At 68.9% G+C, this 15,126-nt stretch carries 14 protein-coding genes; 13 read left to right on the forward strand and 1 reads right to left on the reverse strand.

All coding sequences use genetic code 11. The features are described from left to right. Genes VMT65_RS27755 through VMT65_RS27800 form a run of 10 tightly spaced genes read left to right on the forward strand, consistent with a single transcriptional unit; the run spans nucleotide 1 to nucleotide 11,966 of the window. Nucleotides 1-1,398, forward strand: a complete 1,398-nt coding sequence (locus VMT65_RS27755) for an NAD(P)/FAD-dependent oxidoreductase (RefSeq protein ID WP_326311396.1) — start codon at nucleotides 1-3, stop codon at nucleotides 1,396-1,398. Then, nucleotides 1,395-2,705 carry an NAD(P)/FAD-dependent oxidoreductase gene (locus VMT65_RS27760; protein ID WP_326311398.1) on the forward strand — a complete coding sequence of 437 codons (1,311 nt, stop codon included), beginning with the start codon at nucleotides 1,395-1,397 and terminating at the stop codon, nucleotides 2,703-2,705. The genes VMT65_RS27755 and VMT65_RS27760 overlap by 4 nt, the downstream gene beginning before the upstream one ends. Before the next feature lie 6 nt (nucleotides 2,706-2,711). After that, nucleotides 2,712-3,650 carry an alpha/beta fold hydrolase gene (locus tag VMT65_RS27765; RefSeq protein ID WP_326311399.1) on the forward strand — a complete coding sequence of 313 codons (939 nt, stop codon included), beginning with the start codon at nucleotides 2,712-2,714 and terminating at the stop codon, nucleotides 3,648-3,650. Then, entirely contained in the window at nucleotides 3,640-4,560 is a 921-nt protein-coding gene (locus VMT65_RS27770) for an alpha/beta fold hydrolase (RefSeq protein WP_326311400.1), read from the forward strand. Before VMT65_RS27765 ends, VMT65_RS27770 begins: the two co-directional genes overlap by 11 nt. A 5-nt stretch (nucleotides 4,561-4,565) precedes the next feature. Continuing rightward, complete coding sequence (locus VMT65_RS27775) at nucleotides 4,566-6,371, forward strand: NAD(P)/FAD-dependent oxidoreductase (protein ID WP_326311401.1); 1,806 nt, start codon at nucleotides 4,566-4,568, stop codon at nucleotides 6,369-6,371. Next, a complete protein-coding gene (locus VMT65_RS27780) occupies nucleotides 6,368-7,693 on the forward strand; it encodes a cation:proton antiporter (protein WP_326311402.1) in 1,326 nt (441 codons plus the stop codon). Before VMT65_RS27775 ends, VMT65_RS27780 begins: the two co-directional genes overlap by 4 nt. Further along, entirely contained in the window at nucleotides 7,690-9,045 is a 1,356-nt protein-coding gene (locus tag VMT65_RS27785) for a cytochrome P450 (protein WP_326311404.1), read from the forward strand. The genes VMT65_RS27780 and VMT65_RS27785 overlap by 4 nt, the downstream gene beginning before the upstream one ends. Further along, entirely contained in the window at nucleotides 9,042-9,905 is an 864-nt protein-coding gene (locus tag VMT65_RS27790) for an SDR family NAD(P)-dependent oxidoreductase (RefSeq protein ID WP_326311405.1), read from the forward strand. The genes VMT65_RS27785 and VMT65_RS27790 overlap by 4 nt, the downstream gene beginning before the upstream one ends. Next, nucleotides 9,902-11,377, forward strand: coding sequence for a flavin-containing monooxygenase (locus VMT65_RS27795; protein WP_326311406.1), 1,476 nt, complete (start codon nucleotides 9,902-9,904; stop codon nucleotides 11,375-11,377). Before VMT65_RS27790 ends, VMT65_RS27795 begins: the two co-directional genes overlap by 4 nt. Before the next feature lie 25 nt (nucleotides 11,378-11,402). Further along, nucleotides 11,403-11,966: a flavin reductase family protein gene (locus VMT65_RS27800; protein WP_326311407.1), complete on the forward strand. Its 564-nt coding sequence runs from the start codon at nucleotides 11,403-11,405 to the stop codon at nucleotides 11,964-11,966. 31 nt (nucleotides 11,967-11,997) lie between these two features. On the opposite strand, the gene VMT65_RS27805 is transcribed toward VMT65_RS27800, so the two are convergent. After that, nucleotides 11,998-12,504 (reverse strand): pyridoxamine 5'-phosphate oxidase, encoded by a 507-nt coding sequence (locus VMT65_RS27805; RefSeq protein WP_326311409.1) that lies wholly within the window; start codon nucleotides 12,502-12,504, stop codon nucleotides 11,998-12,000. Nucleotides 12,505-12,563: 59 nt separating this feature from the next. On the opposite strand from VMT65_RS27805, the gene VMT65_RS27810 reads away from it, so the two are divergent. The 3 genes from VMT65_RS27810 (at nucleotide 12,564) to VMT65_RS27820 (ending at nucleotide 15,108) form a co-directional block, all read left to right on the forward strand. Continuing rightward, entirely contained in the window at nucleotides 12,564-13,067 is a 504-nt protein-coding gene (locus VMT65_RS27810) for a winged helix-turn-helix transcriptional regulator (protein ID WP_326311410.1), read from the forward strand. A gap of 224 nt (nucleotides 13,068-13,291) precedes the next feature. Next, nucleotides 13,292-14,335, forward strand: coding sequence for a sensor histidine kinase (locus tag VMT65_RS27815; RefSeq protein ID WP_326311411.1), 1,044 nt, complete (start codon nucleotides 13,292-13,294; stop codon nucleotides 14,333-14,335). Further along, nucleotides 14,332-15,108, forward strand: a complete 777-nt coding sequence (locus VMT65_RS27820; RefSeq protein WP_326311412.1) for a LytR/AlgR family response regulator transcription factor — start codon at nucleotides 14,332-14,334, stop codon at nucleotides 15,106-15,108. The genes VMT65_RS27815 and VMT65_RS27820 overlap by 4 nt, the downstream gene beginning before the upstream one ends. Nucleotides 15,109-15,126 lie beyond the last annotated feature (18 nt).

The raw sequence follows: 15,126 nt of genomic DNA on the forward strand, positions 1-15,126 counted from the left end.
ATGGTTGACGCAACCAGGTGCCTGGACACCGCACCCATCTGGGTTCAGCTGTCCGATTACGTGCCGACCGGACCGGCCCTGCGCGGCTCGACCCGTGCCGATCTGGTCATTGTCGGCGGCGGGCTCGCGGGCTTGGCCACGGCCTACTACGCCGCCCTCGCCCGGCCCGATCTGAAGATCACCGTGCTGGAGGCGGGCCGCATCGGCGCCGGTGCGACCGGCGCGAGCACCGGCATCGTCGGTCCAGGTCTGAAGATGGCGATTCCGGTGCTCCGCAAGAAATACGGGGATACCTTGGCGCGGGCCGCGTTCGACGCCTCGCAGCACGGGGTCGAGCTGTTGGCCGAGCTGATTCGCGCGGCGGCCATCGAGTGCGACGCCCGGCCCGAACCGCACACCCTCGCTGCCCTCACCCCGCGTCAGCGCGACCGGATGGCGGTGCATCTGAGTCACCTCGAGCAGCTCGGCCGCGGCATCGGCTGGCTGGACCCGGAGGAGCTGACCGAGCGCGCCGGGCCGGGCTTCCTCGCCGGATTCTCCTACGACAACGTGCTTTTGGTGGACCCCTACCGATTGCTGGTGGGTCTGGCCGACACCGTGCGCGAGCTCGGGGTGCAGGTGCACGAGTACAGCCGGGTGCTGGAACTGATTCCGGCGCGCGGGCAGACCACCAGGCTGACCACCACCGCAGCCGACATCACCGCCGATCGGGTGCTGCTGGCCGTCGACGGCTATGCCCGCGACCTGAACCCGTTTCCGCATTCGGTGGTGCCGATCCGGGCACACGTGCTGGCCACCGCACCGCTGACCGACGACCAGATGGCCGGACTGGGCTGGAATGGGCGCGGCGGAATCATCGACCAGCGCAACTATTTCAACTACTACCGGATGACCGCCGACCGGCGGCTGGTTTTCGGCGGCGGCCCGGTCATCGTCCCGACCGGTGATCCGGTGCACGACGCGCGCAGCGCCGACGCCGTGCATCAGCGACTGCTTCGCGAGATGACCGCCAGATTCCCTGTGCTGCATGACATCCCGGTGGTAGCGCGCTGGACGGCCCGGGCGGCGAGCACCCAGGACCGGCTGCCGGTGGTCAGTCCCGTGCCCGGCAAACCGGGGGTCTACCACGCGGGCGCGTGGTGCGGCCACGGCTTGTCCCTGGCGGTCGACTCCGCCTGGCGGTTCGGCGGATTCCTCAGCGGCCGTACCGATTCCGAGCTGCCGTGGACGCAGCCGCGCGGGTTTGCGCTGCCCAAGCGCGCGCTCGAGGCCGGTACCCGTGCCTACCTGCGCGCACTCGACATCGCCGACCGGCAGGACATGCGCGATGCGGTGCCGGTGACGCCCGCCGCCGCGCCCGCACCGAGGACTTCGTCGAAGGAGGTTGTCCACTCATGACCGAGTCGACTATTACCAACGAGCCGACCATTACGAAGGAGACCGCCGACATCGTCATTGTCGGCGCGCGAATCGCCGGATGCGCCTTGGCCATTCGGTTCGCCGAGGCGGGCAAGCGGGTCGCGCTGCTGGATCGCGGCGAGCGCGAGACCGATGTGCTGTCCACCCACTATCTACAGGACCTGCGGCTGTGGGACGAGCTGGGCGTGCTGCAACAGCTGCACGAACTCGGGGCCCCGCCCCTGCACGCGACCCGCACCGTCATGGACGGCGTGGATCTGTCGGTGTATCACCCACAATGGCCACGAATGTGCGTGCGCCGCACCGGACTCGATGAAATGCTGCGCCGTCGAGTGGAAGCGGTCGGGGTGCGGGTCCGCACCGGGGTGACGGTCAACCGGCTGCTCGAGGAGCGCAACGGTCGGGTCGGCGGCGTGGTGGCCACCGGACCGGACGGCGAGCGGCTGCACATCTCCGCGCCGCTGGTGGTCGGGGCCGACGGCCGCAACTCCACGGTCGCGAAGCTGGTGGGCTCGAACAAATACGCCGTCACCACCAACGACCGCGACGCCATCTGGCGCTACTATCGAAACCTTCCCGTACCACCGGAATTCCAGCTGGTCCGCGACGGCCGCGAGATCTTCTTCATGGTGCCCTGCGACGACGGCATCACCCTGGTAGTCGCCCAGCCCACCCGCGACGATCCCCGCGACTACCGCGACCGGCAGGTTTTCGAGGAGTGCGCCCAGCGCATCATCCCCACGCTGCGCGGCCTGATGGACGGTGCGCAGCAGGTGGGCGAGGTCCGCCAGGTGCGCCGGATGAACGGCTACTTCCGGGAGGCGGCGGGCCCGGGCTGGGTGCTGGTCGGCGACTCCGGGCATTTCAAGGATGTCATTACCGGGCAAGGGATCTCGGATGCGCTGCGACAGGCGCGCGCCCTGACCCGGCGGCTGCTCCCGGAATGGGGCAGCCCGCGCACCATCGACCGGGCCACCGCGCGCTGGTGGCGCGAACGCGATGCCGAGGCGCGCCCGATGTACTACTTCTCCCGGTCCATCGGGCTCGGGTTGGCGACGAATTCCGTTGACCTCGAACTGTTCCGGTACATCAGCGCCTCACCGCGCCGCCGCGACAACCTCACGCTCATGCTGCGCCACGAATACAACCCCCGCCGCCTGATGGGCCTGCCCGCGGCGGTGTCCATGGCGAAGGCGATGAGCCGCTCCGGCAATACCGTCACCGGCGTCATCGGCGATGCCCAGGCCTCCCTGTACCGCCAGTTCGGTCGCAAGCAAGCGAAGTGAGATGTGATGTCCCGCAACCGATATGAACCAGGCTGGCGACACGAAGAGCTGGGTGCGCCCGGGACCGTCCCGATCGCGTCCGGCGCGGTGCGCTACTTCGAACGCGGCGCGGGCGAACCGATCGTACTGGTGCACGGCGCGATGGTGAACGCCAACCTGTGGCGGCGGGTGGTGCCGCTGCTGGCCCGCCAGTTCCGGGTCGTCACCCTGGATCTGCCGTTCGGATCGCACGATCACGCCCTCCCGCAGGTGGATCTGTCGGTCCCCGGCATCGCACAGCTCGTCATCGAATCCCTCGAGACGCTGGGACTGGCCGGAGCGACCCTGCTGGCCAATGACACCGGGGGAGCGGTGGCCCAGGTGGTGGTGGCCGAGCGTCCGGATCTGATCGGCCGGCTCGCGCTCACCTCCAGTGACGCATACGAACACCTGCCGCCCCCGGCATTCGATTACCTGAGACTGGCGGCGGCGATCCCCGGCGCTCTTTTGCCGATCCTGGCACCCTTGCGCATTCGCGCCCTGCGCGGACTGCCGATCGCGCAGGGGTGGCTCACCCGTCGCGCCCTGGATCCGGTCGTCTCGGATTCCTATGTGCTGCCGTCGATCACAGACCGCGGGGTGCGCCGGGACCTCGCCCGCGTGCTGGTCGGGCTGCAGTCGCGGCACACCCTCGCGGCGGCCCTGCGCTTCGCGGACTTCCACCGTCCGGTGCTGATCGCGTGGTCGCGGGAAGACCGATTCTGTCCGCCCGCCAATGCGCACCGGCTCGCCCGGGACTTCCCCAATGCGCGCCTGGAGTGGATCCGGGACTCCTACACCCTCTCGCCGGAGGACCAGCCCGAACGCGTGGCGGCGCTGGTCTCGCACTTCATCCTCACCACCGAAACCGCAGAATCCACCGAATCCACCGAAACCACCGAACCTGGAGTCGCACATGTCCGATGACCATCGCGCCCGGTGGCGTCACCGCAATCTCGGTGTGCAACGGGAGCTTTCGCTGTCCAGCGGTCGGCTGGCCTATTTCGAGGTCGGCGACGGTGAGCCGCTGGTCTTCCTGCACGGCCCCCTGATGAACGCCAATGTCTGGCGCAAGGTGATAGGCGGTCTGTCCGGGCGCTTCCGCTGCATCGCCCTGGACCTGCCCTGGGGAGCGCACGCCATCCCGATGCCGAATGCCGACCTGTCCTTCGCCGGGCTGGCCGCATTGGTGGCCGAAGCGCTCGAGCAGTTGAATCTCGCCGGCGTGACGCTGGTCGGCAGCGACGGCGGTACGCCGCTGGCCCAACTGCTGGCGCTGTCCCGGCCCGATCTGGTGGGCCGGCTGGTGTTGACCTCCGGCGGGGCCTACGACAATGCCCCGCCGCGCAGGTACCGGCCGGTCATGTCGGTGATCTCGCACGTCCCGTTCGCCCGCGAACTCGTGCTGGGGCCCTTGCGCATTCGCGCGCTGCGGCGGCTGCCCTTCGCCCAGGGCTGGCTCGCGCGTCGCCCGGTGGAGGCCGCGACCTCCGATTCCTGGGTGCTGCCCGCCCTGATCGACGACGAGATCTACGCCGACCTGCGCCGTGCGCTGCGCAGCCTGGATCCGGGCGAGGTGCTCGCGGCGTCGAAACGGCTGCGCGAGTTCACCGAACCCGTGCTCATCGCGTGGGCGGCGCGGGATCGGCTCTTCCCGCCCGCGCACGCCGAACGCCTGGCCGACGACTTCTTCGACGCCCGGCTGGAATGGGTCGCCGATTCGCATGCCCTGGTACCCGAGGATCAGCCCGCGGCCCTGGCCGGTCTGATCGCCGATTTCGTACCCCGCACCCGACCGGTGCGGGTGACCCCCCTCTCCCTCGTGAACGAAAGCTGAAGGCGATGCTCGAAATCAGTAAGTCCGATGTCGGAAACGGCAGCCGCTCTTTCGATGTGATGATCATCGGCGGTGGTATCGGCGGCACCACCCTGGCCGCGATCCTGGCCCGGCACGGGGTGCGGGTGGGCCTCATCGAGGCCGGGGGTCATCCCCGGTTCGCGATCGGTGAATCCACCATTCCGGAGACCATCGTCGGCCTGCGGGTGCTCGCGCGCCGCTACGACGTTCCCGAAATCGGGTACCTGGCCGGGCATCACACGCTGCGCCGCAAGGTCAGCGCGTCCTCCGGGGTGAAACGGAACTTCGGTTTCGCCTATCACCGCGAGGGTGAGCCGTTCCGGGCCGAGGAGTGCACCCAGCACCCGACGTGGAGCCCCCCGATCGGGCCGGACTCCCACTTCTTCCGCCAGGACATCGACGCCTACCTGTTCCAGGTGGCGGTGTCCTACGGTGCCACCGGCCTGCAGTACACCCCGGTGACCGGCGTGGATTTCGACTCCGACGGCGCGACCGTGCGCACCGCGAGTTCCGGTGAGTACCGGGCGAAGTACGTGGTCGACGCGGGCGGCATGCGCAGCCTGCTCGGTGAGCAGTTCGACCTGCGCATCCAGCCCGCGCCGTACCAGACCCGCTCGCGCACCATCTTCAACCACTTCGTGGGGGTGGAGCCCTTCGACGATGTGATTCCCTCCCGCAAGGAACATCTGATGCCGAGCCCCTTTTCCCAGGGCACCCTGCATCACCTGTTCAAGGGCGGCTGGGCCTGGGTCATCCCGTTCGACAATCACATCGGCACGACCAGCCAATTGTGCAGTGTCGGAATCAATCTGGATTTGGATCAGTACCCCAGGCGAGACGGCGAGTCGCCGGAGGACGAGTTCTGGGCGCACGTCAATCGGTTCCCCACCTTCCGCGCCCAGATGCGCAAGGCCCGCGCGGTGCGGCCCTACACCTCCTCGAACCAGAGTCAGTTCGCGTCCAAGCAGATCGTCGGCGACCGGTGGTGTCTGCTGCCGCACGCCTCGGACTTCATCGATCCGCTGTTCTCGAGCGGCCTGGCCGTCACCATGATGATCCTCAACGCGCTCGGCCACCGGCTCATCGACGCGGTGCGCGAGGACGACTTCGCCACCGAGCGTTTCGAATACGTGCAGACCTGGACCAAGAAGTCGTTCGCCTACTACGACAATCTGGTCTCCTACTCCTACACCTCCTGGGACAACTTCGATCTCTGGAACGCCTGGCATCGGGTGTGGTGCGTGGCCACCATGTACGGCGCGAACTCCCAGATGCAGACCGTCTTCGACTACGAGAAGACCAAGGACAAAAGGGCTTTCGACCGGTTGGAACAGGCGCCCTACCGGGGTCTGCAGGCGGTCGACAACCCGCAGTTCGCCACGCTGTTCGAGACGGCGTGCGCGGCCATGCAGTCCTACCGGGACAAGGACATCGACGCCGCCGAGGCCGGTCACCGGATTCACGTGGCACTGCGCGACAGCGGCCTGGTGCCCTCGCCGCGCTGGACCGGTTGGCGCGCACTCGATCCCGACAACCGGCTCCCCACCGGGGCGTTCACCCTGCTGGGCATGACGCGCGTGCTGTTGTGGGGCAAGTTCGCCAGCCCGGCCCATGTGCGCGGCACGTATTTCACCAACGGATTCACCGGGGTCTCGAAGGAGGCCGCGAAGCTGTATCTGAGCGAGGTGGCCCGCGGTGCGGGATTGGGCACCCAGGTGGCGCGCGACATGCTGACCTACCGAAATCGCGACTGGCGCAAGGTCGGTGGGCTGGACAGGCGCGCACGATGACGGTCGCACTCGGCTCCTTCGCGCCGCTGCCCGCGCACGCTCTGCTGGTGTTCTTCGCCGAGGTCGCCGTGCTGCTGGTCGCCGCGCGGCTGCTGGGTGCGCTGGCGCTGCGGATCGGGCTGCCCGCCTTGGCCGGTGAACTGCTGGCCGGGCTGCTGCTCGGTCCCTCGGTGCTGGCCCATCTCGCGCCGGGCGCATGGGGGTGGCTGTTCCCACCCGAGGTCGCCCAGATCCATCTGCTGGACGCGGTCGGGCAGATCGGCGTGGTGCTGCTGGTCGGTCTGGCCGGAATGCAGTTGGACGTCAAGCGATTACGGGCCCGGGCCGGCGCTGCGGCCCGGATCAGCCTCACGGGCCTGGTGATTCCGCTCGCGCTGGGCATCGGGATCGGCCTGGTGTTGCCGACGCCCACGCGCCCGGACACCACCCGCCCGATCGTCTTCGCCCTGTTCCTCGGGGTGGCGGTCGCGGTGACCGCCATCCCGGTGATCGCCAAGGTGCTCATGGAGCTGCGGCTGACCCACCGCAATATCGGTCAGCTCATCCTCGGTGCCGCCATGCTCGACGACATCGTCGCCTGGTTCCTGCTGTCGCTGGTCTCGGCGCTGGCGACGGCCGGAACGCTCGGCGTCGGCACTGTGCTGCCGCCGATCGGATACCTGTGCGGGGTCGCGCTTTTCGCGGTCACGGTGGGCCGGGTGGCGGTGCGCCGGGTGCTGCACCGGGCCGAGGCCAGCGCGGACCCGGCGGCGACGTCGGGCACGGTCGTGGTGCTGCTCGTCGCGGGCGCGGCGGCGACCCAGGCCATGGGGCTGGAGGCGATTCTGGGCGCCTTCGTCATCGGCATGGTCATCGGGTCCAGCGACCTGCGGCCCGCGGCGCTCGCGCCCTTGAACTCGGTGGTCATGTCGGTGCTGGCACCGCTGTACTTCGCGACGGCCGGACTGCGCATGGATCTCTCGGCGATCGGCCGGCCGCCGGTACTGCTCGCGGGGGTCGGAATTCTGGCGGTCGCCATTGTCGGCAAGTTCGCCGGGGCCTTCCTCGGCGGCGCGTGGAGCGGCCTCAACCGTTTCGAATCCCTCGCGGTGGGAGCCGGAATGAACGCGCGCGGCGTGGTCGAGGTGATCGTCGCCACCGTGGGCCTGCGGCTGGGAGTGCTCGGCACCGAGGCCTACACGGTGCTCATCCTGGTCGCCGTCGTGACCTCGATCATGGCCCCGCCGATCCTGCGCCGCGCCATGGCCCGCTCCGAGGTGACCGCCGAGGAAAACCTGCGCGCCCAGCACCTCGCGCCCCTGCTCGGAGAGGAAGCACTATGACCATCTCGGACATCGAAAAAGGCAGCGATACCACGACATTGCCGCCGGGGCCGAAGTTGCCCGCCGTGGTGCAGACGCTGCTGTTCACCCTGGCCCGGCATCGGATCTACCCGATCTTCACCCGACGCTACGGCAGCACCTTCCTGATCAAACCGACCGCGCCCTACCGGAATATGGTGGTGCTCGGCTCCCCGGAGGACATCAAGACCGTGTTCGCGGGCAGCCCCGCGATCTATCACGCCGGTGACGGCAATGCCATCATGCGGCCGGTCATGGGTCCGCACGCCGTGCTGGTCACCGACGAGGACGAGCACAAGCGGGTCCGGCGACTGCTCACGCCCGCGTTCGGCGCGCGGGCGCTGAACGGATACCGCGACGGTGTGACCGAGCTGGTCCGCGCGCAGGTGGCGAGTTGGCCGGAGGGCCGCCCCTTCGCCGCGCTGAACCGACTGCAGGATCTCATGCTCGAGGTCATCCTGACCGTCGTCCTCGGCGTCACCGCCCCGGATCGGCTCGCGCAACTGCGCCCCGCGATCCTGCACATCACCGAGATCGACCCGATCACCCTGATGGGCCTGCACTATCCGAAGCTGGCGCGGGTGCGGCCGTGGCGCACGCACTGGCGACACCAGCGCAAGTTCGACGAGATCGTCTACGCCGAGATCGCCGAACGCCGTGTGGCCGCGGACCTGCACGAGCGCACCGATGTGCTGTCGCGGCTGGTGCAAGCGGCCGTGGCCGACCCCGACGGCGGGCTCAGCGATGCCGAGTTGCGCGATCAGCTGATCTCGCTGCTGTTGGCCGGACACGACACGACCGCGGTCGGATTGGCGTGGACGCTGCACGAATTGGTGCGCCGCCCGGATCAGCTGGCCGCCGCGCAACGGGCGGCCGACGCCGGCGACGACGAGTATCTCGGGGCGGTCGGCAAGGAGGCCCTGCGCATCAAGCCGGTCATCCAGGATGTCGCCCGCCAGCTCACCGCGCCGGTCGAACTCGGCGGCTATCGGCTGCCCGCGGGCATCACCGTCCTGCCCGCCATCGGCATCGTGCACGCCGATCCCGGGTATCACCCCGAGCCCAGCGAGTTCCGGCCGGAACGGTTTCTGGGTGAGCAACCGCCGGCCAACACCTGGATCCCCTTCGGTGGCGGCGCGCGCCGCTGCCCGGGGGCCGGGTTCGCGGCCATGGAGATGACCGTCCTGCTGCGAGAAATGCTCTCCACCTATGACCTTCGCCCCGCCGAGGCCGCGGCGGAGAAGCCGAAGGCCCGCAACATCCTGACAGTTCCCGCCAAGGGCGCCCGCGTGGTGGCCCTGCGGCGGCGCGACCCGAAAGCGGTGACACCGTGAGCGAGAACGTATTCGCGGACAAGACCATTGTCATCACCGGCGCCGGTTCCGGCATCGGGCGGGCGCTGGCCGACCGGTTGGCCGGGCACGGCGCGCGGCTGGCCCTGTCCGACATCGACAAGGACGGCCTGACCGAGACCGCCGAGCGGCTCCGGTTCCGTGGCGTCGAGGTCCGCGCCGATGCCCTCGACGTCACCGATCGCGACGCGGTGCTGCGCTACGCCGACACCGTGGCCGCGGAATTCGGTGTGGTGCACCAGATCTACAACAATGCCGGGATCGCCTATTTCGGCAGCGTGCTGGATTCGGAGCTCGAGGACATCGAGCGGGTGATGAACGTCGACTACTGGGGCGTCGTGTACGGCACGAAAGCCTTTCTGCCGCACCTCATCGCATCCGGTGACGGCCACGTCGTGAACATCTCGAGTCTGTTCGGACTGCTGTCGCTGGGCGGTCAGAGTGCCTACAACTCCGCGAAATTCGCGGTGCGCGGGTTCACCGAGGCATTGCGCCAGGAGATGCTCGCCGAGCGCTTGCCCGTGCGGGTGACCTGTGTGCATCCCGGCGGCATCAAGACCGCGGTGGCCCGCAACGCCACCACCGCCGCGGGGCTCGATCCGGACAGCGTGTCCTCGATCTTCGACCGGCGCATGGCATTTCATTCGCCGGAGATGGCGGCCCGGGTCATCGTCGCGGGGGTGGCGCGCGGCAAGGCGCGGGTGCTGGTCGGTTGGGAGGCGCGGGCGCTGGATCTGGTGCAGCGCATCGGCGGCGCGCGTTATCAGCGGATCCTGGCGGTCACCAATCCGTTCAATGCCGTGTCGAAGAGTGTTGCCGTGTCGAAGCGGGAGCGACCATGACCGTCGACGAACATCACGATGTGGTGATCGTGGGCGCGGGGCTCTCCGGTATCGGGGCGGCCCGGCGGCTGCGAGCGGAGTTCCCGCACAAGACCTTCGTCATCCTGGAGGCCCGCGCCACACTCGGCGGGACCTGGAACCTGTTCCGGTATCCGGGCGTGCGCTCGGACTCCGACATCTTCACCCTCAGCTATCCGTTCAAGCCGTGGCGGGGGCCGGATTCCATCGCCGACGGGCGGGCCATCCTCGACTACGTGGCGGAGGCCGCCACGGAATCGGGCATCGACCGCAAGATCCGCTATCACACCAAAGTCGTGGCGGCGTACTGGAATTCGGACACCGCGCGGTGGACGCTGACCCTGGAGCAGACGCTCGGCACCGGGGAGACGGTGCGGCGCACCATGACCTGCGGATTCCTCTACGCCTGCGCGGGCTACTACGACTACGACCGCGGCTACACCCCGGAGTTCGACGGTCTCGAATCGTTCACCGGCACCGTGGTGCATCCCCAGTTCTGGCCCGAGGAGCTGGACTGTTCGGGCCAGCGGGTGGTGATCATCGGCAGCGGCGCCACCGCCATCACCCTGACCCCCGCGCTGGCGGGCGAGGCCGCGCACGTGACCATGCTGCAGCGCTCGCCGACCTGGATCTTCCCGGTGCCGCGGCGCGACATCGTGGCGGATCTGCTGCGGGCGGGTCTGCCGAGACGGTTGGCGCACCATCTGATTCGAGCGAAGAACATCGCGATGACGGGCGGTCTTTACTGGTTCTGTCGCGCGTACCCCCGGGCCGCCGGGACGGTGCTGCGGGCCCTGGTGCTGCTCGCCCTGCGGGATCGGCGCGCGGTGGCCGAACATTTCACGCCCACCTACGCGCCGTGGGATCAGCGTTTGTGCGCGGTCGTCGACTCCGACCTGTTCACCGCCATCCGGCGCGGGGCCGCCTCGGTGGTGACCGATCGCATCGATTCCTTCGAGCCCCGTGGCGTGCGGTTGCGGTCGGGCCGGGTGCTCGACGCCGACATCGTCGTCACCGCGACCGGACTGCAGATGACGGTCTTCGGCGGCATCGAATTCCGGGTGGACGGGCGCACCGTCAAGATGGCCGAGGAATTCCTGTGGCAGGGCGCGATGGTCACCGGGGTGCCGAACTTCGCGGCCGGGATCGGATACGCGAACGCGGCGTGGACATTGCGCGCCGATCTCAATGCGCGGGTGGTGTGCCGGGTCCTGCGCCATATCGAGCGCAATGGCGGTGTGCCGGTGGCGCCGAAGCTGGATGGGCCGCTGGGTGAGCGTCCCTTCCTGGAGCTGTCCTCCGGATACATCCAGCGCTCGGTCGCGGAGTTTCCGCGCCAGGGCGATCGCGCCCCGTGGCGGGCGGTGAACTATGTGCGCGATTCGCTGGCGATCCGGCGTACTCGGCTGGCGCGGTCGCTCGACAGCGTTGTCCCGCACAAACATCCGAACTGATCCGACACTGAGGAGTGGTCCGACGATGCCGAACAACAGCACGCGAGGCGAGCGCTACAGCACGCGAAGCGAGGGCGGTGCGCCCGCGGGCGTGACCCTGGACGAATTCCCGGACCGGTTGAGCTTGGAGCCCGAACGCTCCAGGCGACTGTTCCGCAAGCTCACCGCCGGTGTCTCGGTGGTCTCGGCGCTGGGCGCGGCCGGGCCGGTCGGGCTGACGGTCTCGGCGGTCACCTCGGTGTCGTTGCGCCCGCCGCTGCTGCTGGTCTGCCTCGCGGCGCAATCGACGACATTGCGTGCGATAGAGCGCAATCGCAGTTTCGCCGTGCAGCTGCTCACCGAGGACCAGCGCGCGGTGGCCGAGGACTTCGCCTCGCCCACCGGTCGGCGCTTCGCCGGGCACGACCATCGCTATATCGCCGGGGTGCCGGTCCTGGACCGGGCGCTGGCCTGGTCGGTATGTCTGCTGTCGGACGCCCGGCGCTACGGCGACCACGTGGTCGTCATCGGCGAGATAGTCGCCGCGCACACCGGATCGGGGCGTCCGCTGGTCTGGCATGGACAGCGCTTCGGCAATCTGAGCGCCTGAACCGGCGGCGCGGGCGGCACGCCGAAGGTGCTCAGTCCCAATGGATTCCGTACAGGCGTCGCAGGTCGACGAGGACCGCGACGCGCTGTTCGCGGCGCATGGCGGCATCGTATTCGGGCCAGTCGGGGTGCTCGCCGCCACCGGCCCGGCGGAAGATCTCGCGCAGCAGTTCGGCATACCGTGCGGCGTCGAGTCGCAGCGCGTGATCCGGGCCGACCTCGTGCCAGGGTCCGAAGATCAAGTCCGCGTGGCCTTCCGCGGTCAGCCACCGACGCCCGTCGTGCACGGTCAGCGAGGCCTGCGGAGTCACCGCGAGCCGGGCCACCCGCCGCGAATCGCGGTAGGCCACGTGCGCCAGCGTCGGAGCGCCCGAGACCGGATGCTCGACCAGCCCGGCATTGACCAGGCTGGCGGGGACCCGGCCGTTCGCGACACCCGCGAACACCATCAAGCCACCGGCCTGTTCGGTCAGCACCCGGAGGGTCTGGACGAGTGGATCGTCCCATCCGGGGTGAACGGCGTTCTTCCGCAGCGACATGAGGCCACGCTAGAAGCTGACTCTAGTCAGGTCAAGCCAAGGGGATTAATCTCGGTGTCATGGCAGCCGTCATGGAAGGCCCACTGGCCGATCTCAGCTCCTGGAAGCCCAGGCACTGCTCGATCGAGAAGGCGCTCGAAGTCGTCGGCACCCGCTCGGCCATGCTGATCCTGCGCGAGGCCTATTACGGGACGACCCGTTTCGAGGGCTTCTCCGCGCGCGTCGATGTCGCCGAGGCCGCGGTCGCCACGCAGCTCCGAAAGCTGACCGCCGCGGGGATATTCGAGAAGGTGCCCTATCGCGAACCCGGTCGCCGCACCCGTCACGAGTACCTGCTCACCGACATGGGTCGAGACCTGCTGCCCGTCGCCGTCGTCCTCATGCAGTGGGGCGACAAATGGCTGCGGGCCGGTCCCGGCCCGCTCCGCATCGCGGACGCCGCGGGGCGCCCCGTCTCCATTCGGGTGTGCGGCGAGGACGGGCCACTGGAATTGGAGGATGTGCACATCAGCGTGAACGCGGCGTGGTTGGCGAATCATGCTGGGATGGGCGAGGATTCGTGACTGAAACAGCAACGGACTCTCTCATTCTCGCATCGCGCACGTTCGGCGAGATGGATTCACCGTAATTTTTATGTGTAACCAAACATGTTGGGTCGCAGCAACTTCGGTGTCTGCCTTGCGGTGGACCGAAGGGGCGCAGCGGATTATGCTTTCTGGAGAAGGTTCCGTTTAGTGGATATTTACCTCCTCTTTGCGGAAATTCATGCGGCAGGGGGTTGTTGACTGTGCCAACGTGGCTGCGGCGGGAAGTGCGCGCCGATCCGATCACGGCCCTGGGTGTCGCACGGCAGGTTTCCGCGCATCTGGGGGAGGGACTGCGCGGTCCCGGCGGCCGGGCGGCGGCACGGCGATTGCGATGGCTGCTCCGGGTGCGCGCGGTGGGCCTGGCCGGACCCGAGGGAGCCATCGAATGGTCGGGGCCGCCGACCGACGCGGCGGCGGCGCTGGAGCTGGTCGGGTCCGTGCTGAACCGCGGGAAATCGGCCACCCACGGGGAGCTGGCGGCGCGTCCGCTGGTCGTCGATCACGACGTGGCCGGAGTGCTCGTCGTGGACGGTGTCGGCGCGGCCAAGGCCGTGCGCGAGGCCGCGTGGCTGGTGGAGAACGCCCTCGAGCGCGGGCGGTTGGAGCTCTCCGAGCAAGAGGCCGCGCGCTCGGAATTGCGCGCACTGCGGGCGGAAATGTCGCCGCACTTCGTCTACAACGCGCTGACGGTGATCGCCTCCTCGGTGCGATCGGATCCGGAGCTGTCGCGGGAGCTGTTGCTCGACTTCGCCGACTACGCTCGCTACAGCCTCGGACGGCACGGTGAATACACCACGGTGGCAGACGAATTCGAGGCGATCGAGACCTATCTGGTGTTGCAGCGGGCGGTGATGGGCGACCGGTTGCAGGTGCAGATCCGGGTGGTGCCCGATGTCCTGGCCGTCCCGCTGCCCTATCTCGTGCTGCAGCCGTTGGTGGAGAACGCGATTCGGCACGGCCTCGAGCCGCTCGGGGGCGGCGGCACCGTCTCGGTGCACGGCGAGGCCCGCAACGGCGACTGCATGATCAGCATCGAGGACGACGGTGTGGGCATGGCTCCCGCCCAGGTCGAGCAGATCCTGGCCGGAAAGGCCAGCAACCGCGTGGGATTGAGCAATGCGGATCGACGGCTGCGGACCGCCTACGGACCCTGGTACGGGTTGGTGGTGGAGACCGAGCGCGACGCCGGGACCCGGGTGGTGGTCCGGGTGCCGCTGTCGCAGCCGGGAGTGAGGCCGTCATGAGAAACGCCGAACGCCGACTGCGGGTGCTGGCCGTCGACGATGTGCCGTCCGCGCTGGCCGATCTCACTCGCGTGCTGGGGAATGCGCCCGAGATCGCGGAGGTGGTCACCGCGGGCGATGCCCTGGCCGCCCTCAAGCGTATTCAGAACGAGCATTTCGACGCGGTGTTCCTGGACATCTCGATGCCGGGACTCAACGGGCTCGAGCTGGCGGGACTGCTGGCCAAGCTGAGCGAGCCGCCGGTCATCGTCTTCGTCACCGCCCACGACCGGCACGCGGTGACCGCGTTCGGCATCGGCGCGGTGGACTACCTGCTCAAACCGGTGCGCGCGGAACGGGTTTCGGCCGCGCTCGGCAAGGTGTTGCGCATGCTGCCGCACGACCCGGCCACGGCGGTGTCGCCGGACCTGACCGACGCGATGTCGGCGCTGCCCGTGGACAGCGGCGGCCGCACCCGCTACATCCGGCGCAGCGAGGTGAAATTCGTCGAGGCCCAGGGCGATTACGTGAAACTCCACACCGCCTCCGGCGCGCACCTGGTCCGCATGCCCATGTCCCGCCTCGAAGAGTATTGGGAGCCAGCCGGTTTCCTCCGCGTGCACCGCGGATTCCTGGTCGCCCTGGACGCCATCCGGGAACTGCGCACCGACTCGGTGCACGGCCTGCAGGCGCACACCGACCTGGGTGATGTGCCGGTCAGCCGCCGTCACGTTCGCGAATTGCGTCAGCGCCTGCTGAACTCGGCGCGACATACCGAAGCGCAGCGCCGCTGATGGCCGTCCGCCGAGCCG

Origin of the sequence: Nocardia sp. CDC153, from assembly GCF_035818515.1 — a bacterium.
GTDB lineage: Bacteria > Actinomycetota > Actinomycetes > Mycobacteriales > Mycobacteriaceae > Nocardia.

Bases quoted from the DNA above. Each gene is read 5' to 3' on its own strand.
- VMT65_RS27785 (WP_326311404.1), top strand. From the start codon at position 7,690: ATGACCATCTCGGACATCGAAAAAGGCAGCGATACCACGACATTGCCG.
- VMT65_RS27810 (WP_326311410.1), top strand. From the start codon at position 12,564: ATGGCAGCCGTCATGGAAGGCCCACTGGCCGATCTCAGCTCCTGGAAG.
- VMT65_RS27760 (WP_326311398.1), top strand. From the start codon at position 1,395: ATGACCGAGTCGACTATTACCAACGAGCCGACCATTACGAAGGAGACC.
- VMT65_RS27795 (WP_326311406.1), top strand. From the start codon at position 9,902: ATGACCGTCGACGAACATCACGATGTGGTGATCGTGGGCGCGGGGCTC.
- VMT65_RS27820 (WP_326311412.1), top strand. From the start codon at position 14,332: ATGAGAAACGCCGAACGCCGACTGCGGGTGCTGGCCGTCGACGATGTG.
- VMT65_RS27755 (WP_326311396.1), top strand. From the start codon at position 1: ATGGTTGACGCAACCAGGTGCCTGGACACCGCACCCATCTGGGTTCAG.
- VMT65_RS27800 (WP_326311407.1), top strand. From the start codon at position 11,403: ATGCCGAACAACAGCACGCGAGGCGAGCGCTACAGCACGCGAAGCGAG.
- VMT65_RS27765 (WP_326311399.1), top strand. From the start codon at position 2,712: ATGTCCCGCAACCGATATGAACCAGGCTGGCGACACGAAGAGCTGGGT.
- VMT65_RS27780 (WP_326311402.1), top strand. From the start codon at position 6,368: ATGACGGTCGCACTCGGCTCCTTCGCGCCGCTGCCCGCGCACGCTCTG.
- VMT65_RS27805 (WP_326311409.1), bottom strand. From the start codon at position 12,504: ATGTCGCTGCGGAAGAACGCCGTTCACCCCGGATGGGACGATCCACTC.
- VMT65_RS27775 (WP_326311401.1), top strand. From the start codon at position 4,566: ATGCTCGAAATCAGTAAGTCCGATGTCGGAAACGGCAGCCGCTCTTTC.
- VMT65_RS27770 (WP_326311400.1), top strand. From the start codon at position 3,640: ATGTCCGATGACCATCGCGCCCGGTGGCGTCACCGCAATCTCGGTGTG.